Annotated in this window: 30 protein-coding genes and 1 pseudogene; 23 read left to right on the top strand and 8 right to left on the bottom strand. The window is 34.4% G+C overall.

What is annotated here, in order from left to right; all coding sequences use genetic code 11:
• The first annotated feature begins 104 nt into the window (after positions 1–104).
• The 4 genes from ACQKIM_RS25725 (at position 105) to ACQKIM_RS25710 (ending at position 3,906) form a co-directional block, all read left to right on the top strand.
• Complete coding sequence (locus tag ACQKIM_RS25725; RefSeq protein ID WP_427549306.1) at positions 105–524, top strand: hypothetical protein; 420 nt, start codon at positions 105–107, stop codon at positions 522–524.
• Between the two features lie 168 nt (positions 525–692).
• A complete protein-coding gene (locus ACQKIM_RS25720) occupies positions 693–1,367 on the top strand; it encodes a response regulator transcription factor (RefSeq protein WP_427549304.1) in 675 nt (224 codons plus the stop codon).
• A complete protein-coding gene (locus tag ACQKIM_RS25715) occupies positions 1,364–2,731 on the top strand; it encodes a sensor histidine kinase (protein ID WP_427549302.1) in 1,368 nt (455 codons plus the stop codon). The genes ACQKIM_RS25720 and ACQKIM_RS25715 overlap by 4 nt, the downstream gene beginning before the upstream one ends.
• 236 nt (positions 2,732–2,967) lie before the next feature.
• A complete protein-coding gene (locus ACQKIM_RS25710; protein WP_427549300.1) occupies positions 2,968–3,906 on the top strand; it encodes an alpha/beta fold hydrolase in 939 nt (312 codons plus the stop codon).
• 57 nt (positions 3,907–3,963) lie between these two features.
• Here ACQKIM_RS25710 and ACQKIM_RS25705 read toward each other — a convergent pair whose 3' ends face one another.
• Both ACQKIM_RS25705 and ACQKIM_RS25700 read right to left on the bottom strand, forming a co-directional pair.
• Positions 3,964–4,260 carry a hypothetical protein gene (locus tag ACQKIM_RS25705; RefSeq protein ID WP_427549298.1) on the bottom strand — a complete coding sequence of 99 codons (297 nt, stop codon included), beginning with the start codon at positions 4,258–4,260 and terminating at the stop codon, positions 3,964–3,966.
• Positions 4,261–4,780: 520 nt separating this feature from the next.
• Positions 4,781–4,957, bottom strand: coding sequence for an asparagine synthase (locus ACQKIM_RS25700; RefSeq protein ID WP_427549297.1), 177 nt, complete (start codon positions 4,955–4,957; stop codon positions 4,781–4,783).
• A 252-nt stretch (positions 4,958–5,209) separates the two neighbouring features.
• On the opposite strand from ACQKIM_RS25700, the pseudogene ACQKIM_RS25695 reads away from it, so the two are divergent.
• The 3 genes and pseudogenes from ACQKIM_RS25695 to ACQKIM_RS25685 all read left to right on the top strand — a co-directional run.
• Positions 5,210–5,434: pseudogene (locus ACQKIM_RS25695) on the top strand (SDR family oxidoreductase); the annotation flags it as partial.
• A 207-nt stretch (positions 5,435–5,641) separates the two neighbouring features.
• On the top strand, positions 5,642–5,959 hold the full coding sequence (locus ACQKIM_RS25690; RefSeq protein WP_427549295.1) for a hypothetical protein: 318 nt from the start codon (positions 5,642–5,644) through the stop codon (positions 5,957–5,959).
• A gap of 131 nt (positions 5,960–6,090) precedes the next feature.
• On the top strand, positions 6,091–6,267 hold the full coding sequence (locus ACQKIM_RS25685) for a hypothetical protein (RefSeq protein ID WP_427549294.1): 177 nt from the start codon (positions 6,091–6,093) through the stop codon (positions 6,265–6,267).
• Positions 6,268–6,903: 636 nt separating this feature from the next.
• Here the strand turns inward: ACQKIM_RS25685 and ACQKIM_RS25680 are convergent.
• From ACQKIM_RS25680 to ACQKIM_RS25670, 3 genes are all read right to left on the bottom strand, one after another.
• Positions 6,904–7,368, bottom strand: coding sequence for a DinB family protein (locus ACQKIM_RS25680; RefSeq protein WP_427549292.1), 465 nt, complete (start codon positions 7,366–7,368; stop codon positions 6,904–6,906).
• 255 nt (positions 7,369–7,623) lie between these two features.
• Complete coding sequence (locus ACQKIM_RS25675) at positions 7,624–7,935, bottom strand: hypothetical protein (RefSeq protein WP_427549290.1); 312 nt, start codon at positions 7,933–7,935, stop codon at positions 7,624–7,626.
• A 460-nt stretch (positions 7,936–8,395) separates the two neighbouring features.
• Positions 8,396–8,656 (bottom strand): transposase, encoded by a 261-nt coding sequence (locus ACQKIM_RS25670; protein ID WP_427549288.1) that lies wholly within the window; start codon positions 8,654–8,656, stop codon positions 8,396–8,398.
• Positions 8,657–9,170: 514 nt separating this feature from the next.
• Here ACQKIM_RS25670 and ACQKIM_RS25665 point away from each other — a divergent pair.
• Genes ACQKIM_RS25665 through ACQKIM_RS25620 form a run of 10 tightly spaced genes read left to right on the top strand, consistent with a single transcriptional unit; the run spans position 9,171 to position 12,057 of the window.
• Entirely contained in the window at positions 9,171–9,347 is a 177-nt protein-coding gene (locus ACQKIM_RS25665) for a hypothetical protein (RefSeq protein ID WP_427549287.1), read from the top strand.
• Between the two features lie 2 nt (positions 9,348–9,349).
• Positions 9,350–9,472: a hypothetical protein gene (locus ACQKIM_RS25660; RefSeq protein WP_427549285.1), complete on the top strand. Its 123-nt coding sequence runs from the start codon at positions 9,350–9,352 to the stop codon at positions 9,470–9,472.
• On the top strand, positions 9,472–9,648 hold the full coding sequence (locus tag ACQKIM_RS25655) for a hypothetical protein (protein WP_427549283.1): 177 nt from the start codon (positions 9,472–9,474) through the stop codon (positions 9,646–9,648). The genes ACQKIM_RS25660 and ACQKIM_RS25655 overlap by 1 nt, the downstream gene beginning before the upstream one ends.
• On the top strand, positions 9,645–9,788 hold the full coding sequence (locus ACQKIM_RS25650) for a DUF6877 family protein (RefSeq protein WP_427549282.1): 144 nt from the start codon (positions 9,645–9,647) through the stop codon (positions 9,786–9,788). Before ACQKIM_RS25655 ends, ACQKIM_RS25650 begins: the two co-directional genes overlap by 4 nt.
• A gap of 49 nt (positions 9,789–9,837) precedes the next feature.
• Positions 9,838–10,428: a single-stranded DNA-binding protein gene (ssb, locus tag ACQKIM_RS25645; RefSeq protein WP_427549281.1), complete on the top strand. Its 591-nt coding sequence runs from the start codon at positions 9,838–9,840 to the stop codon at positions 10,426–10,428.
• Between the two features lie 21 nt (positions 10,429–10,449).
• Positions 10,450–10,638, top strand: coding sequence for a DUF6011 domain-containing protein (locus ACQKIM_RS25640; RefSeq protein WP_427549280.1), 189 nt, complete (start codon positions 10,450–10,452; stop codon positions 10,636–10,638).
• Positions 10,628–11,008, top strand: a complete 381-nt coding sequence (locus ACQKIM_RS25635) for a hypothetical protein (protein WP_427549279.1) — start codon at positions 10,628–10,630, stop codon at positions 11,006–11,008. The genes ACQKIM_RS25640 and ACQKIM_RS25635 overlap by 11 nt, the downstream gene beginning before the upstream one ends.
• Before the next feature lie 26 nt (positions 11,009–11,034).
• A complete protein-coding gene (locus ACQKIM_RS25630) occupies positions 11,035–11,349 on the top strand; it encodes a hypothetical protein (protein ID WP_427549277.1) in 315 nt (104 codons plus the stop codon).
• Positions 11,350–11,359: 10 nt separating this feature from the next.
• The gene (locus ACQKIM_RS25625) at positions 11,360–11,695 is read left to right on the top strand and encodes a hypothetical protein (RefSeq protein WP_427549276.1); all 336 of its coding nucleotides are present in this window, start codon (positions 11,360–11,362) and stop codon (positions 11,693–11,695) included.
• Positions 11,696–11,733: 38 nt separating this feature from the next.
• A complete protein-coding gene (locus ACQKIM_RS25620) occupies positions 11,734–12,057 on the top strand; it encodes a hypothetical protein (RefSeq protein ID WP_427549274.1) in 324 nt (107 codons plus the stop codon).
• 64 nt (positions 12,058–12,121) lie between these two features.
• On the opposite strand, the gene ACQKIM_RS25615 is transcribed toward ACQKIM_RS25620, so the two are convergent.
• Positions 12,122–12,574, bottom strand: a complete 453-nt coding sequence (locus ACQKIM_RS25615) for a GNAT family N-acetyltransferase (protein ID WP_427549272.1) — start codon at positions 12,572–12,574, stop codon at positions 12,122–12,124.
• A 204-nt stretch (positions 12,575–12,778) separates the two neighbouring features.
• Here ACQKIM_RS25615 and ACQKIM_RS25610 point away from each other — a divergent pair, with 204 nt between their 5' ends.
• The 3 genes from ACQKIM_RS25610 to ACQKIM_RS25600 all read left to right on the top strand — a co-directional run bounded on the left by ACQKIM_RS25610 (position 12,779) and on the right by ACQKIM_RS25600 (position 14,982).
• Positions 12,779–13,285: a hypothetical protein gene (locus ACQKIM_RS25610; protein ID WP_427549270.1), complete on the top strand. Its 507-nt coding sequence runs from the start codon at positions 12,779–12,781 to the stop codon at positions 13,283–13,285.
• 338 nt (positions 13,286–13,623) lie between these two features.
• Entirely contained in the window at positions 13,624–14,256 is a 633-nt protein-coding gene (locus ACQKIM_RS25605) for a hypothetical protein (protein ID WP_427549268.1), read from the top strand.
• Between the two features lie 18 nt (positions 14,257–14,274).
• Positions 14,275–14,982: a hypothetical protein gene (locus ACQKIM_RS25600; protein WP_427549267.1), complete on the top strand. Its 708-nt coding sequence runs from the start codon at positions 14,275–14,277 to the stop codon at positions 14,980–14,982.
• A gap of 518 nt (positions 14,983–15,500) precedes the next feature.
• Here the strand turns inward: ACQKIM_RS25600 and ACQKIM_RS25595 are convergent.
• Positions 15,501–15,887, bottom strand: coding sequence for a spore coat protein (locus ACQKIM_RS25595; protein ID WP_427549265.1), 387 nt, complete (start codon positions 15,885–15,887; stop codon positions 15,501–15,503).
• A 396-nt stretch (positions 15,888–16,283) separates the two neighbouring features.
• Positions 16,284–16,403: a YjcZ family sporulation protein gene (locus ACQKIM_RS25590; RefSeq protein ID WP_427548059.1), complete on the bottom strand. Its 120-nt coding sequence runs from the start codon at positions 16,401–16,403 to the stop codon at positions 16,284–16,286.
• Between the two features lie 314 nt (positions 16,404–16,717).
• Here ACQKIM_RS25590 and ACQKIM_RS25585 point away from each other — a divergent pair, with 314 nt between their 5' ends.
• The 3 genes from ACQKIM_RS25585 to ACQKIM_RS25575 all read left to right on the top strand — a co-directional run bounded on the left by ACQKIM_RS25585 (position 16,718) and on the right by ACQKIM_RS25575 (position 18,267).
• Complete coding sequence (locus ACQKIM_RS25585; RefSeq protein ID WP_427549263.1) at positions 16,718–16,927, top strand: hypothetical protein; 210 nt, start codon at positions 16,718–16,720, stop codon at positions 16,925–16,927.
• A 105-nt stretch (positions 16,928–17,032) separates the two neighbouring features.
• Positions 17,033–17,593, top strand: a complete 561-nt coding sequence (locus ACQKIM_RS25580; RefSeq protein ID WP_427549261.1) for a hypothetical protein — start codon at positions 17,033–17,035, stop codon at positions 17,591–17,593.
• Positions 17,594–17,823: 230 nt separating this feature from the next.
• Positions 17,824–18,267: a hypothetical protein gene (locus tag ACQKIM_RS25575; protein ID WP_427549260.1), complete on the top strand. Its 444-nt coding sequence runs from the start codon at positions 17,824–17,826 to the stop codon at positions 18,265–18,267.
• The last annotated feature ends 232 nt before the right edge of the window (positions 18,268–18,499 follow it).

The following is an 18,499-nucleotide window of genomic DNA, read 5'->3' as shown; positions in this document are numbered from 1 at the left end:
AATACAAAATAACGATAGATGGATGTGTCGAAAAAAATTTTTTTGACACGTAAAAGTGGCGTGAACCATTGATATATCAACATTTATAGAGGGAGTGTGAGAATATGAGATTCATTAAATTCCTGCTAATATTTTTAATTTTCCTAGGCGTTGTTGGTTACGGAGTGTATCACTACGGTACGAAGTTTGCCTCCGATAAAATAGCTGAGACGATTTCAACAGAATTAGAGAATAGTGGTGAAATCGAAGAAATTAAGCAAACGATTGAAAGTGATCCTGAACTAAAGTCGTTTATGGAGGAGGCAAAAACGGCTGACAGCAGCAAATTGCCATTTACAACAAAAGAAGAGGCTACCAAAGTCTTAATTCAAAAAGTGGGAATCTCGGAGCTGAATACTATCCGAGAAAAAGTACAAAATGGTTCAATGACGAAGGATGAGGTTCTTCAAGAAGTTCAAGGGAAATTAACAGAGGAAGAGATAATGGCTTTAAAAGTAATCGTTTATAAGGAATTGTATAAATAGAGATTTGAAAACGAAGGATAATACTGAGATTGTAGATGAACTTATGTTTGTTTACAGTCTTTTTTTATGAAAAGATTATGCTGCTAACGGATACGAGCTCCAAAATGTAATAGAATTAAATATATTGTATAATTGTAACGTAAATCTAGAATGGAAAAGAGGAAACGAATGCCTACTATACTTGTTGCTGACGACGATGCGAACATTCGCGAACTCGTCTGCCTATTTTTGCGCAAAGATGGATTCACAACAATTGAAGCAAAGGATGGGAAGGAAGCACTGTCCATTTATCACGCAACACATGTTGATCTTGTTGTGCTTGATATTATGATGCCGACGATGGATGGGTGGACTTTATGTAAGGAGCTACGTAGAGCAAATACTGAACTCCCGTTACTTATGCTGACTGCAAGAGGTGAAACATGGGAGAAAGTGAAGGGCTTCGAACTTGGAACGGATGATTATTTGACAAAGCCATTTGATCCGCTAGAGTTAACGGTTCGTATAAAGGCATTGCTGAAGCGCTATAAAATTGGCTCCACACAGACAATTAAGCTTGGTACTATTACACTTGACCGTCAAACATATAAGGTTATGAGAGGAGTCGAATCTATTTCGCTGCCGCTCAAAGAGTTTGAATTGCTTTATAAGCTTGCTGAAACACCAGGACAGGTCTATACACGGGAGCAGCTAATTGATCAGGTTTGGGGGCTTGATTTTGCAGGAGATAACCGAACTATCGATGTACATATAAAGCGCCTAAGGGAGAGGTTCATAACTTCAACAGAATTTCAAATAGAGACGGTACGTGGGCTTGGCTATCGGCTTGAGGTTTATGAATGATTCGATCTTTATATACACGTGTCGTAGTAACATTCTTAGTTGCCGTAATTGGAGGTACAATCATTTCCTTTTTCGTGGCAACATGGGTGTTCAAAGATAAATTGAACGAAAACTTGCAAATCCCCTTACTGAACTTTGGACAGGACATCGTGCTGATTTTTGATACATTACCATATAATGAAGCGGTGACATTCGTAAGTGAAATGAATCAGCTCCAATCCTATCATATACGCATTTATGAAGAAACGGGGCAGTTTCAAAGTTACGGAGAGTTGAACGGCGATAAATTTGCAGATGTGACAAATGAACAGGTCAGAAAAGTTTTGGCTGGAGAGGTTGTTCAAGTGGAGTCAAGTGGTGTTTCATCTACTCTCTTAGGAATGCCTTTAACAACTGAAATGGGTACCAAAGCGATGTTTGTAGAACCAATCTCCTTACCTTCTACCTCGTTTGCAATAAAATTGATATTGAATTTTTCAACATATGCCCTTGTATTAGGAAGCCTAGTGTTTTTAGTAGCGGCGATGTTTTTTGTAAAGCCAATCAAAAAATTAACAAAAGCTACTAGGCATATAGCAGGAGGAGATTTCAATGTCGAGCTGAATATTAAGCAAACGGGTGAGTTAGGTACCTTGGCTCGGAGCTTTGAAGAAATGGCACACGATTTACAGCAGCTTGAGCAGATGCGAAGAGATTTCGTATCCAACGTCTCTCATGAAGTACAGTCGCCACTTACTTCAATATCCGGTTATGCTATAGCACTGAAGCAAGTCGACCTCTCTGAAGACGAGAAAAGCCGTTATCTCGATATTATCATTGCTGAAGCCAATCGAATGTCCAAGATGAGTGATAGTCTACTAAAGCTGAGTTTGCTTGAATCAAAGGCACAGCAATTACAGCTTGTTACATTTAGCCTTGATGAACAAATTAGGCGTGTTATCATCGCAATTCAGCCGCAATGGTCTGCTCGAAACATCCATTTTAATGTCAATTTACAGGCTGTTCACCTAATGGCTGATTATGATCAATTAAATCAGGTATGGACAAATATTTTTACCAATAGCATCAAATTTTCAAATGACGGTGATATGATTGATGTCAGTATCAAACAAGAGGCCAATAACGTAATAGTCCGAGTAGCTGATATGGGTATTGGAATTTCTTTAGAGGATCAAAAGCGTATATTCGAGCGTTTTTTTAAGGCTGATCGCTCCCATAGCCGTAAATATGACGGAAGTGGTATGGGACTGGCTATTGTGAAACAGATTGTATCGCTTCATCAAGGAGACATCCAAGTGCAAAGCCAGCTTGGGCAAGGCACGACTTTCATTGTCACATTACCTATCATAGCACCAACAAATTAAAACCAATTCTAAATGTTACGACTTGTGAACATAAGTTGTAACATTTTTTTATAGTTCATATTGCGTTCATATTGTTGTCATAGAGAATATATCTTCAACATATACACTTTCATTAGCAGCCTATAAAGAAGCTGGAATAAGCCAACAGAAATCATCAAGGTGTTATGAAAAGGAGGGAAAGCACGAGTACAGGTGAAAAACGACCTCAACGGTGTTCTAACCTCTCGTGTCTACAGATGAATAAAGTATTAAAAATTATACTTAAATCAATTGGCATAATAGCTGTGGCAATTGTCCTTGCACTAGCGATTGTATTTATCGTAAACATTGTATGCAACAAAATAGAACAAGGAAAAATAGAATCCTATGGTCAGCTTGTATCCGTAAACGGACAAAATATGAATGTCACAATTCAAGGAGATGGCGAAGAAACAGTGGTGCTACTACCAGGTTTTGGAACAGCGGCCCCAGCACTTGATTTTAAGCCGCTTGTGAAAGAGCTAGCTCCATATTATAAGGTCGTCATAATTGAGCCTTTTGGATATGGATTAAGTGATGATACAGATACAGAAAGAAGCACAGACAATATTGTAAGTGAAATTCATGAAGTCCTACAACAATTGAATATTGACCAATATATTCTCATGGGTCATTCCATTACAGGTATTTACGGGTTAGATTATGTAAATAAATATCCAAACGAGGTCAGTGCATTTGTTGGTATCGACAGCAGTGTACCAACACAGGGTGGCATGGATACGAAGTTTCCTATAAAAACATTTCAAATTCTTAAAAAATCAGGGATAGGTAGATTGATAATGAAAATAGAAGATGCAGATCCATATGCAGGACTACCTTATGATGACGAGACAAAAGAGCAAATAAGGATGATTACTCTAAAAAACTTTTATAATACTAGCACCTCCAATGAAATGAAAAACTTTTATAGAAACTTTACAGCAGCAGAAAATCTAACATTTCCTAAAGAGCTACCGCTTATTTTATTTGTGACAGAAGATGAAACAGTTGAAAATTGGATAAATCTTCATGAAGAGCAAGTCAAACACTCAGTACATGGAAAAGTGATGACACTTGAGGGAGATCACTATTTACACCATACCAGATCTAAAGAAATAGTTGAAAATCTTAGAACGTTTATGGAAGAAGTAAAATAAGTGTACTGAAAGATCCCTTTAGACATCTAGAGTAACCTTTGAAAGCATTCAACGAAATCAATTAGTTGAATGCTTTATATTTTTAAATTGATAAATATTATAGCCAAAATCACAAATAGCTACTACATAAAGTATTACACCTAGCCAAAGTATTGATGATTCGTAATTAAACCAAATGATTTCTCTAATAGTAATTAACCAAATTGTCGTTGCGATAACAAGCGTCGTATCATAAAACATTGAAAGTGGTCGTTTATGTGTTTTGAAAGCAAAATTAAAGAAAACAATTCTCAAAATAATAAATAGTATTAAATATGAAAAAAAGACGATTGTAGAAGTAATTGGATTTATCATATATTTTTCCTCATTCATAGATTTATTAATACGATTCTAAGTCTGCTTTATTATTCATGAATAATAAGAAATTCAATAATATCAAGATTATCTGTAACTAGTCTTTTTTTCTTTGGTTAAAACGTACAAATAATTGTTTCAGAATTCGTATTTTTAATGGTGACAGTACAATCTATATACTGAATTATTTTTTTTGAATAAATTTTTTATCCTCATGAGTAGCGTTAAGACTATATTTTTCTCTCTCACTTAATTTAATGGATATCTCTTATTCGATAAGATCACAATTGGGATAATTTTTCATTTCAGCATCTCCTAATATTTTAAAGCTATTCCTTTATTTTATTGGAAAATAAAGGAGATGTATAGTTTTAAAATATAATAATCCATAATTTTTACGCAATAATAAACTTAAGGAGATGGATAGGAAAAAAATAGATGAATCCTAACCTTCCATTTTTAACAGAGACTTTTTCTACTTGTAATTAAAAAGAGAGCCCGAAAATGAGCTCTCCTCCTCTTAACGACGATGTTCAATAAGATCTATTGTACCTAATACAATATGCGCTAAACCGAAACCGAATACAGTATTGGCAATCATTTTGTTAGAACCACTTTTTTGCTTTAATGCATAGCCAGTAGCAGTAACAGCAGATCCTAAAATTGTTGGGATTAATCCTTCACGAATGTTATTCATAAAATATCCCTCCATCGTAGTTTATAGGTGTGTTTGCACCACTATTACTATTTACTGCAAACCAAAAAGTTATACTAATAAATATTAAACAGTTAGACATAAGCACATATCGAACGTCATACTATGTCAAGATTTTCTTCAAGATTATTTAGTTTAAAAATAAATAGTTTAATGTTAATCTATTTGTGGTGAAATTACTGAGATAGTAATGAGTTGGCTCGTTTTTGTTAGGTGCCTCCTCCATTTAACACCAAAAGTAATATACCACAAGAGATGCTCGATATTTATTCAAAATTTAATGCATTACCATATCACGGTGAAGCAGATGATATCGGACATGCAGTTTTATTCCTAGCTTCTGATGAATCGAAATTTATGACTGGTCAAACCCTTCAAATAGAAGGTGGGCATTACCTTGCTAATCCAACGATTGCTGATACAAATAACTGGGTGGCATCTCTACAAAATAAAGCTTAGACTAAGTTTTAAAGGCTGTCTCTTTGGTTTGTATAAATAACCTTTGAGAGCAGTCTTTTTCAATAACTACAAACAGAAGAGAATGTTAAAATGATTACTTGTACAGAGTATAATTGAGGATTTTAGACTACTAATATGTAAATCATTTTTTGAAATGACAAAACATCCTATTTATCCTATGATATAGGTAGATTGGAGGATGTTACATTGCATGACTATATAGAGCAAGTGAATGAAATATTAAAAGAAACATTAGATTTTTTTAGGAATTTTAATAGTGATAATACTGATGAAAGTGGTTCAACTACAAAGCGTTTAGAGGATGGTTTAGAAATTCTTCGAAAAGCAAAGAGGAAATTAAAAGAGCTAGATCCAGGAAGCATGATGAAAAACAATCATAATCAGCTTACAACGGCATTTGAAAATAAAATAAATGCAATGGAACAAATAATGAATTTGAATCATATTAATAAAATAGACTCAGAAGAGTTAAAATTATTGATGAAAGACCTTCAAAAAAGTTAACATACGTTTTTACTTCTATACACATTTAGCATTGATGCTATAGTGCTTCTATCTCATTAGGATTGTTACCAGAATACTTAGCTGATGCAGACATCATCGCATATACAAATTTTGAAGAGTCTTTAGAGACATTGGAACAAAAATTAAAAGATATTCCACTTTGGAACAGTATCCCTTCGGTACAAAAAGAAAATGTTTATTATTATTCAGTCAAAGACACTATCATGAACTATGACTATGCCAGTCAAATGATTACGCTTGATAAATTTGTAGATGATTTACTACAATTACCTATTGCAAACCAATAGGCAACCGTTTATTTTTGTAGGAAGATGGGTAACGGATGAGACAAACATGTATCTTAACAATAAATCCTTAGTGTTCAGAAATTGTTCAGGCTGCTATGATATGCTAAAAATGTCTTTTCAATTCCTATTTCTACAACAAAGCAAGAAGGGCCAGGTACTCGATTTTATTGAGCCTGGTCTTATTTATTTTTAAATAAATAATAATTCTCTATAGAATAGGGGTTAACAGAAGGTTTTATTCAGAATTACATTTGGAGGATTTAAAGAATAGTATAAAGACATCAGTTTGCATATGCCTCTGACGGGATTCGAACCCGTACTCCTTTCGTAAGCATAGGCTAGGGGGAACACGCTTCCCTACGGACTTTCACCTGCCTCAGCTCATTTGCTTTTCGGTGCTTCTGAAACCCTTGCCTTGCGACCCTGTTTTCCGGCGCTCTTCCCTTCTATAGCTACAGAGGCAACTAATTATATTTTAAGTATACATAATTTCCAATAAAAGGGGAATAGGAATAACGTACAGTGGGAAGATTGTGTATTTATACGCAATAAGGGAAGGAGCATTTTTAAAAAGAAGGACTAGTTTTTGAAAATACAGTAAAGATTTCCGTATATCTCCAAAGGTCTAACAAATTTCTATTTCTCCATTTTACGAATATATGCTTGTTGTCCAATATGGTAAGCATTATGAGTTGCAGCATTAGATATGATTGCCCACCATTCAGCCTTCACAGGATATCCATTTACAATCGATAAAAGTTGTTCTTCCTCAATAAGCTCCTGCCATTGAAGTAGTATTTTTAACAGCTTTTCCTTTAATTCAAAGAAAGTATCCTCATCTCTAACATGAAAAGTATCAGCATTGTTATTGGTTTGTGAACTGGCATTAACATGATTTTCTTTATACCGTAATTGCCAAGTTTCATTCCAATAAATTAGATGTTGGACAATTTCAGCAATACTATGACTTGAATCATCAGGTTTCCAAAAAGCTTCTTCTTCCGTTAATCCATCAGCTACTTCATAGAATGAGATATACCAACTACGATCATTAGCATTAGCTAGAAGTTGATCTAACAATATGGTCTTAGCACCAATCATTCACTTTTCATCCCCTTAATCATATTTTTTTAGAATAGTATAACATTCAGTTTTAGGTTTGATATAGAAGGAAAATGACAATTTGCATTTTAGAGTTTTAACAATCTATAGAGTTTTTAGTACTATGACTTGATTCATTTACTGAACACTTTGAGGATAGAACAACAGTAGAAAGTAAAATTATATCCTTAAACACAAAAAAACAGGTTCATAAATATGGTCCTGGTCTAACGTAAAAAATATTAAATGTATTTATTATTCTTTAGTGTTAATAATTTCATATTCATCTATTTCTTTACTCGCCTCTCTATGCGATGACTCTATAGTGTCTTGCAGGTGTAAGGCGATTTTTATTAATACAAATGCTATAAAAAAAGCAGCAAATAATACAAAGTATGCAGTCGCTTGAGTACCGTTAATTATGTAATTATAAGCATCTCCACCAACCCATGCATTGCGTGATTTAAGTACCCTGGATTCAGGGTTTGAATAGAAAAATAATCTATAAAATCCCATGAAGAAAAAAATAATACTAAGTAAAAGTGATGTAATCGAGAGACCTTTCATGACAACATCTCCTTTCTATATATGTAATTAATATATCAACAATACCTATTGTTGTCACTAAATAATAAATTTATATGTTATTGAGATTTAAAGTGAAATTATTGGATTTTAATAAAAATGCAAAGTGATAAATAATAAAAATTCACATTTAAAAACACTCAGCATAACAGGTGAAGAGCTGAGTAAAAAAGTCTGTCCAAAATTTAGAAACAAGGTAGATGCTACAAATGAAGGTGGGCGAAATGGTTGGAGGTCGTAAGCCGATAAGCAAGCCGAGCGATTTCACTTCTTACCTGAGAGGTTCTTTCTGTCATCCAGCGATTTCACTGTACACGCTTGGTTTCTTGTGGAAAGACTGATAATACGTACTTTTGGGTACCTTTAAAATGCGACACATTAATTGAATGAATAGGATAATGTTCGCTTTCGTTTTCAATATGGTCAATGAGTTCTTGTTCTGTTACTTTTTCGCGAATATGGTCATAGCCTTTTTTAAGATTTCAATCTCCTGCTTTAACCGAAAATTTTCTTTTTGGATCGAAGAAACTTCCGTTGCAGTTAATTCTTCTACACCTTCTATTGGAGAATGTAACTTAATCCATTTATAAATAGTTACTTCAGAAACGCCATATTCGCTAGACAGTTGACTGACCGTAGTACCAGAGCGATATAGCTCTACTACAGTTTGTTTAAATTCTTGATTGTATCGTTTTTGACTCATAAAAAAGGCACGTCCTCTCTTGGTTATAATATTACTTACTTAACCGGGCTATGTCCATGTCTCTATTCTACATTCAACTTTAGATGCGAAAGGTAATGAAACAACCTTTGTAGTATATGGTGGAAAAAATTGGATAGATGAAATGGGACATGTTTTACACAAAATGGGGTAGCATCAGAAAAATGCAGATTTACAACGCTAAGTGAAAAGTCTTCCAAAACGACGCTTTGGGGACTATTTTAGCTACAACATAACTAGCTTCAGTTCAAAAAACATAGGCGCCGACATCTTACTTTCGTAAAATGCTAGCACCTATGTTTACTTTTCCAAACCTCTATCAAATTTCCATACCGCTAATTAAAAGCCCTTTGCAGCTTCCTTTAAGCCGAGTACGACGTCTAATACATTTTGGAAATCCAATATCCTTTCCACGAAGAAATTACGTGAAAAAGCAACAACCCTTATCCGGCAAATTAAAGGAGATTCAGAGAAAGCCAAAGCTGAACAGGCAAGATTGAGTTCAAAGGGGATTTACCGCCAAGGTCGAGAAGAGAGGGTTCCTGATTGGTTTAAAGATCGACATAAAGATAATTCTCTTACACCACCTGAAACAACCGAATCAGACTTACCTCCAATGGACTTTGAAGCAGAGCGACAGAAAATACTAGCCATGCTAGGAAAGGCGGAATGACAATGAGCAGACATCAAAAAATCCGCAATTATTTAATAAAAGCGCTACAAGCTAAAGGTCAATCGGTGGACAAGCTTACCGACATAGCTTTGCTAAAAGCGATAACTAAAAAGGGGAATGAGTAGTGGCTCTAGTTAAATCCGTACCATTCCGTATTGTTACAAAACCTCGAACTGTTCAGGTGGGTGAAAAAATTGAGTTTGAGGAAAGCTCAGCACGTATTACAACCATCAAAAAAATTGAGTTTTTACCTGGTGATTTTATTGCAGTTATAGGTCTATGTAGGGAGGTTAGAGTGTGATTACCAATGAGCAAGTAGCAGATCGCATCAACAAACTCAAAAGTGAGTATGAGTTCCCGCTTCCAGTCCTACAAGACGTACAAAAGCGATTAAGTGACAGCGATGCCCACATTATGTTATGCAACAACTTAGATACTTAGAGAATAACGTACATGCTGGCATTGCAACAAAAAGGGAGGATTCAAACAAATGATAAATCGTACTGTTTTAGTTGGTCGGCTTACTAAAGATCCTGAACTACGTTACACACCAAACGGTATTGCATCATGCCGCTTCACAGTTGCAGTCAATCGCACATTTTCTAATGAACAGGGAGAACGTGATGCTGATTTTATTAGCTGTGTAGCATGGCGTAAACAAGCTGAAAATCTAGCAAACTATCAACGTAAAGGCGCATTAATTGGTTTAGAGGGGCGTATCCAAACAGGTAGCTACGAGGGGCAAAATGGTCAAAGGGTGTATACCACTGACGTTGTAGCGGATAGCATCCAATTTTTAGAACCACGTAGTAATACTGGTGGAGCTCAAAGCAATCAGCCGTATTATCAAAATCAACCGAATGCACATCAGCCTCAATATGGTGGACAAGCATACAGAAATAATCAACTAAATCAATCATTTGGTGGCTCTATGCCTGGGCATGGTACATTTGGCGGCAATACAGCTTATCAGCAAAATCAGCCTCCTATGAATCAGCCGAATTATACGCGTGTAGATGAAGATCCATTTGCAAACAATAGAGGACCTATTGAGGTATCTGAGGATGATTTACCATTTTAACGGATGATAAGGGGAAGTATCATGAATCGTTGTAAAAGATGTAACAGACCTTTAAAAAGCGGTGAATCTATAGTACGACGATATGGGTTCACATGCTGGCAACGGCATTTGGATGATTTGGAAGAGGAGTTTTTGAAAAATCAGCTCACTATATATGACGTGCTAGAAGCGGAAAATCAAGAAGAGATGGGGATGCAGGATGCCAACTAAACAACGCAAAAAAGGAAAATGCGTTAATGCTGGTGTTTGTACCAATTTGAAAGTGGGGGAAGAATATTTCCTTTTCCCACATGGGGGATTAGCTTATAACGTAAGCAGATTCCATCATCCTGGTGCCCATTTCGGCACCTATCAAAAGAGCCGCTTTGAGTTAGTAGATGCTGCTATGGAAGTGCCAACGCAAATAACAAGGAAATACCTAGCTCGTGTCGTTAAGCTACCCTCGCATTTTTATAAAATTGGTGAAGAATACATTATCACAGTTCCGAAAGCAAACGGCTATTACGATGTGTTTTTGAAATCCCGCCTGATGTTGCTCCTGTTGGTTCTTACAAGAATACTAGTTGCTTTGAACGTATAGAGCACTTAGGCGAATCAGAAGCGGCTGTGGTTGGTGACATTGTAGAAATTATGGATGAATCACTCATAAGACGTAAACATTATGAAAATGGTAAACAGGCAACAGTGATAGAAAACTTTTATGGCTGTATATCAATTCAACTAAACGAGCAGCCAGTAGATAAAAAGGTCATAGGTAGCGTGCTTTTAGTAGGTGATGAACTGCAGGCGATTAAAAAGGTTGTTTCAGCTCCTGTACTAAAAGAAGCGGATATGGCGAACGATATGCCTGAAATGGTCACAAAAAAGGCGAAGACAGTGAACAAATCTAATCAAAAATATGAGCAGTTAACTTTATTTTAGGAGGACAATCATGGATAAAAAACAAGAGCTTGTTAATGCAGTTATGAAACATCCAGAACGTAGATTAGTTGTTATGTATTCATCAGAGGGTAATAGCGACTATTCTTATACGCTCGGAAAAATTGAAAGAATCGAGGTTACTGAAACAACACTCTATGATGACCGAATTTTCTTCAATGACGAATACGAAGATTTGTTAGAAATTCTTGCAGGAGATATTCATTCCGAGAAGCATGGAAACAGGGTTGTGAGTGACGAGGAAGATGCTGAAATAGAAAAATTGGCGAAACAAGAAATGAAAAATTATGAATGGGAGCCTGTAATCGCTGTCTATGTTGGAAGCTAAGGTTAATTGAAAGATATTGAACAGGAGGGAAAATACAAATGAACAACAGCTATCCACGAATCAATGAGGAAGTAGCAGCTATTTTAAAACAAACCAAAACAGAGCCAGCATTTGAAGGTACAGTCCTTGAAGGCAAGGAGCAAAAATATACAGTAATAAAAATAGCTGATTTAGCTAAATACAATTCTGAGTTTGATTTAAACGAAGTGGCACCATTATTGGATTCGTTACTAGGCAATATTGAGGCTGGACGTGAGAAAAATGGTAAGAAGCCGTTTAATTCTTATGTTGTAATCAATACTGATGAACCTTGGATTGGTGAGATAGTAGAAGTAATGGAAAGAAACGGTGCGTGGGATTAATCGATCAAAAGCGAAATATTATTAAAGGTTTACAGCCACCTAAGTAGCCGTAAACCAAGATTTTCTAATTTAGTGGGTAATCGTAACGTATAAAACCTTTGTGATATGCGATCTTGTCATAAAGAACACGAGCAGTGGTATTATCCTCTTTAGTTTGCCAATAGAGCTTAGAGGCTTGATTTTCGCGAGCGTATTCAGCTACCTGCTCAATGAGTCTACGAGCAACACCATGTCCGCGAGCGGTTTCATCTACAAAGATGTCTTGTAAGTAGCATGCTTTTTCCATCCAGATTGTGCGATGAAATAGGAAATGGGTGAAACCGACCAAGTTTCCTTGAAGGTATGCTCCTAAACCGAATATTTCATCGTCTTTTAGCAAGCATTCCCAAACTTCGTCATAACTCTTGTCTGGGAGCTCAGTTTCGTAAAATGCTTTATAGCTCCGTGCCAAGACATTCCATCGGCTACGATCATCAGGTTTAAGAGGAGCTATTTCAATTACATTTTGTTCGTTCATGGTAATCTACCTCCAAAGTTCAGTAGTAATGTATTTAATTGTCGAGCTTAGTGATATTTTAAATCATCCTAAACTTTATGTATGAATATAACATACTAAAAAATTATTAAATAGGATATGGATATTAAAGTTAGTTGAACACTTTGAGGATTATTTGAAAGAAAATGTGCGGTTAAAATCAAAAACATTTGGAGGGAAATATAAATGAAAACAATTGATAAACAAGCGATCTTAGACATTCTAAACAGTTTAGAGGTGATCGAACAAAATGGTGGTGAAAGTTCTTATATTCTTGTTGAAAATAATGCAGCTAATCACGAAAAATTAAATGCTTTAGGTGTACCAAGTGAAGCAATTAATAAATATGGTGATGAAGAAACATTTTGTTTTCTCGCATTAGCATTTAGTGAAGGATATGCAAATGATTTCAATGCATTCGAAGGCGGTTTAATTTTAGAACCAGGTCGCTTTGCTGTATACGATACATCTATGAATGAAATGAGCTTCCACGATACTTATAAAGAAGCTCAAAAAGAATACGAAAGTGCAAAAGAAGGGATTTTAGAAGAAGCTGTGAATGGTGATGAACAAGTATATATTCTTGAAGTCAAAAAAGTAGCAGGCCTTATTGAAGATAAAGAAAGAACGGACGATCCAGCAAAACATGGTTTTGATTCATGGGTTAAATGGCAAGATAGTGATTTTGATTAATCGAAAGATATTGTTCAGAAAGGAGAGGTGGAGAATTGAAACTTACATTTTCAGTTGGCATGTATAAATAGTTGCGAAAAAGGCAATGAGATCGACTTTAATTTATTTCTATTAGTGTAATTTAGGTCGAGTATATCAAGGAATTATCCCTATATAATTTATTCTTTTACAAAAATAGAAAAATATGTTATTATGGTTTCGTTTCTTGGAGGTATTTTCCTGATATGGAGTGAATAACTATAAATAAGTATGTGAGGTGAATTGTTGTTTTATTGAAAATATTCACTCGAAATTCTGGTAATCGCATCAATATTTAATAACAAAAGGAAGTGTATTGTATGTATAAATTTATTACAAAGAAATCTATAGGATTTACTTTTGTATTTCTGTTATTCCTATCTACATTCTTTTCAACTACCGCAACTGTTTCAGCTTATTATTTTGAAAATACAAGGTATGGGAATGGCTTCCATTATGCTTGGTATGATCCATCGGTAGCGCAATACGGGTATACTGCTCATTTCAATGATGGTAGAACCTATTGGAACCAAAGTCCTGAAATAGGTATTGGAAAATCTGATAGCTATCAAAAGTGGAATGATAAATATGTTATTTCCAACTCATCAGTACCCTATCTAGTTGGGGAAGTATACAATGCTATTTATGTTACAGATTCATCGGGAACTTATGCAACATATGGAAGGGGAGAATGGGCGGATTTATATTGGGATTTTTGCAATGTTATCTTGTATGATAATACCATGAAGCAACAATATCCTTTTAATCAAACATACGTAAGTCGCAATGCAGCACATGAAATTGGACACTCTGTGAAATTGGACCATGAAATGGCCTCAGGTGATACTTCTGTAATGAGAATAGGTTGGTACGCAATCCCTGGTGGTAGTGGAAACATAACAATGACAACATTTGATAAGAATAATGTATATAACAAATGGAAAAATTACTAAGTTAACAGGAGGCATACCATGAAAAATAAGAAACTATTTTTTTTAACAGTAGTAGTTACTTTTATGGGATTAATAATATTTACTACTAATCTACCAACGCACTCAGAGGAAGGTAAAATAGATGAACTTCCAAATGAAGAAAAAATAAATGAGATTCCTATCGTTAGTTCAACCGGAAACTATATAAATTTCGAAAATCTTGATACATTAGAGCAAAATTCAGAACTTATTATTATTGCACAAGCAACTGAAAACTTTGAAGATCGTGAACATATTAATAAGTATCACGAAACTCCTGAAGATGAGTATCAACCTAAATTTTTGATTGAAGGCATTACAAAAACTAAAGTAAATATTAAAGAGATTTTAAAACAGCCCGAAGATGAGCAGTATAATGAAGGTGAAATTATAAGTGTGATTGAACCTATCTCTATTTTTGAAGATGTGGATAAAGTAAAGAAGATAAAAACGGTTAGTAATTATAAAGCAATAGGAACTGATAATTATATACTATTCTTAAAAAAGAATTCGTATGGTGAATATGGTGTAATCAATATGAATAATGGTCGTTTCAATTTAAGTAATAATAATGAAATTAACACAATAAAGGCTCGAACAGCAAGCGAAGAAAGAGAACTAAATGCAGATGCATTACAACATCAACAAATTAAAGAAACTATTTTTAAAAAATACGATGCAGAAATAAAAGAGATTCAGAATCAATAATGTATTTACAAGGGCAGTAATTTTCCACCAGCAACTTAGAAAAAAATTAAGGTAAAAAGGAAAGCCGAAGCACGTATGTGTAAATCGGCTTTTTCTGTGCCGTTTTATATTTTTTTTGAAGAAATGGACTATTTGCTAGGTTATAAAAGAATAGAAAAAGTGACTTGTTAGAAATCTCTAGGAAAATACATTTGTAAATATAATTCAGGAGAGGATGAACATGATTGACTATTAACGATTTCGATTTATATGAAGAGTATAAATTAACAACCAAAGACGGTGAAAGTCTCAAGTTCAGAAATGTTGAAGAAGATTTAACATTCTACTGAACAATATGAGTATAGTGTCAGAAAGAAGGAAAGAAAATATGTTTCGTTTAAGATTTTGAAGTGTTAACCATACGTTAATACCTTCAAAATAAAAAACAAGCAACCAATAAAATTGATCGCTTGTTTTTGCATAGCAGTTTGTTAAAAACAAACCACTATTTAGGAGATATATAACAATACCCATCTATATTAAATGAAATTTTGAGGAACACATTCATGAACACCAGAATTTCTCAAGGAGTTAAATAAAGATGCACCAATTCGTAATAAAACATTGTTATCTGTTCCATTTTCTAAATCATAAATTACGTAGTATGCATTATCAACTGAAAAAATACATTTTCTTTCTAATTTAAATCCAGGTGGTACAGTTGGAAGAGTAATAACTGGTCGAATCACAGGTGTATCTCCTTCATCTCTGATAAAATTGAAAGTTTGTTGGTCAATCTCATAGATATTAACTGGATCAATCTCCACACCTTTAGCTGGAATTGTAATTTCATCTTCAACTAATAGGAAAAAGCGTTCGTTTCGAAAATTGAAAAGACTTCTAGCTCCAATTTCAAATGATGCCATTTTTATATTCACCTCCTTTTCTATACAATATTTTATTCATATCGAATACAGTTGTTTGGACAATTAGGAAGGTGGAGTGAAGATATAGAAATATTATTTTTTCAATATTTATAATTAGCCATGTTGTTTCTAAATCGAAGTCAATCCTATAGGGTACTTTTGAGTAAAGAAACTATAAAAGGGTCACTTGGTATAGAAGTGACCCTTAGTAACAAGATTCGGAGGTGTATGGCTAAATTAGCTTTACATTACTATTAATATGTCGTGATAGCTATATATGTATAGTGAATTGCCTGTGAAATAGATTTAAAAATAAAAAGGCCTTACTAATGAACAATATGAGTAAAGAACTAAAAAAGGGTCACCAGGCTGGGGGCAACCCTTAAATCGGAAATGTTAATATCCAGTCATGAATGTAGCGCCGACAATAATTAAAAGAATAAAAAGAACGACAATTAGAACGAATGTTGAACCATTACCATATCCGCCACCGGAGTTGCCGCAGTAGTATCCCATAAAAAACACCTCCTTTTCACTATATATTATGTTGGCTGAAGAGGAGGAGTGGGGTGTTAAACCATTCAGTTATAGGCGTTAAAAAATATATTTTTGTGAGATAAGTCAATAAAAAAAGGTCACTTGGGATAGGAGTGACCTTTAGTAAAAAATTCAGGAGGTGTAAGGCTAAATTAGCTTTACCTTACTATTATTATGATGTGATAGCTATGTTTGTATAGTTTATAGCCTGAGAAATAGATTTAAAAATAAAAAAGTCGTAGCATTATAACACGCTATAGTAATCTGAGGATTTTTCAGAGTGGGGATATTTATTGTTTATTATCAGTCGTGAAGATGAAGCGAATTTCCCAGAATTTAAAAACTATATCGAAGCTAGAGAGTATTTTCAAAAGCGCTATGGTGGCAAATACAATTTAGGTTACTGGGAATATATCGAAGGTTGGGGAAAAGTCTATTTTGATGATGTAGATGGACAACCAGTACAAATTCGAGAAGATGGATTTGTGCATGTAGTTTATTAATAAAAATAAAAAGCTGTAGTGTGTGACGACACTACAGCTCTAAATTGATTCCTGCCCTTTTTTAAGTTCAGTCAGATAATTGATTATATCATAGGGGGCAAAACTATGACAGAAACAACAACAACAGAACAAATTGAATTGATTACAAAAATAGCTTCTCAAACCGCTTCACAAACAGCTTCTGTTGTTGCTATTGAGCAATATAAAAAGGAGCAAATTCAAAAAGAGAAACAAAAACATGATCGCAGACTTCGAAATGTAAAACTTCTATTGCGTAATTATCGTTCTTTCGTGAAGCATGCTGCTGATGTTAGAAACGACATTGTTAAAATCGATAGCAAACTAGCTCTGGATGAATTAGACACTGATGAATTTGCAGTTGAGGCAATCAAACGATCTAAAAAAAGAACATTGGCTTTAATTAAATTTATTGACCGTATGCTCAATGTATATAAAGAGATGTGTGAGGAAGCTTCCTCAGAAGAAGAAGCAAGACGGTACAATACAATCTATCATTTATATATTTCACCTGAGAAAAAAACACATGCAGAGGTTAGCGAATTTCAGTTTTTAACCGAAAGAACTGTTTACAATGATGCAAAGAAAGCCTATGAGGACTTGACAGTACTGATTTTCGGGGTAGATGGTCTACGCTTTCAACAATGATATGCCATTTCAAAAACACTTCATTTTATTTTCATTACTAACAAAGTATGATGATATTGTAAGACTAATGTGCATAACTGGAAGCGGAGGGAATTAGTTTTCCTCCGCTTCACAAATGTTTAAGCAATTTACCATTGAAGAAAAGCCTTAACAATAATCTGGTGAAGCATTTCAGTAAGTAATACTGCTCTTTTTAATGTGTATTAACTTCTTATTTACAACTAATAATAATGAGAAATTATTATGGATTTAATAAGGAGCTGTTTATTATTAAACGTGAAAAGAATGTAACTGAAGTTATTGAGTGGACAGGATTGGTAGAGGAGGCGGCCATAGAAATTGCTAAAGCTGTTGGAAAAGAAATTCTGAAAAATGTCTTTAAAAAATACTTTGGTCAAGAAGTAAATTATCCAAAAATTTATTTAAAAGCTTTAGAAGATTTGGTTGTCGCGATTGGTGAAGCATTAGAACAAAAATTTATTGATGAATGGGTATCTGACTGTGAAAGTGTTAGAAGTGGGTTAATAATTCATGAAAATGATTTAGAAACAATTAAAGTAACGTTGGAACCACAAGCATCGGATTTGGTAAGGAGATTTATGAACTTAGAATCATATAAAGGGATTAATTCATTTATGATTGCTGCAAATTTACATTTGTATAGTTTGAAATAACTCGTTACCGTAGATCCAAAAAATTTTCCTAAAACGAATGTTCAAAACCTTATCACTGAGTACATTAAATGGGCAGAGAATGGAGCAAATTCAATGTATGATCATGCAATTAAAAATGTTTCTCCAAGTTGTTCAACTGTAAGCCCGTATTCAAATAACGCATATAAATAACCAGGCACCTCCGGTACGATAGATGTATCAATTGAAGGAGGTGCTTCCTTATGCTAACGAA

This window comes from Lysinibacillus sp. NPDC047702, from assembly GCF_050272555.1.
Classification (GTDB): domain Bacteria; phylum Bacillota; class Bacilli; order Bacillales_A; family Planococcaceae; genus Lysinibacillus.
This window is presented reverse-complemented; position numbering and strand designations above follow the sequence as displayed.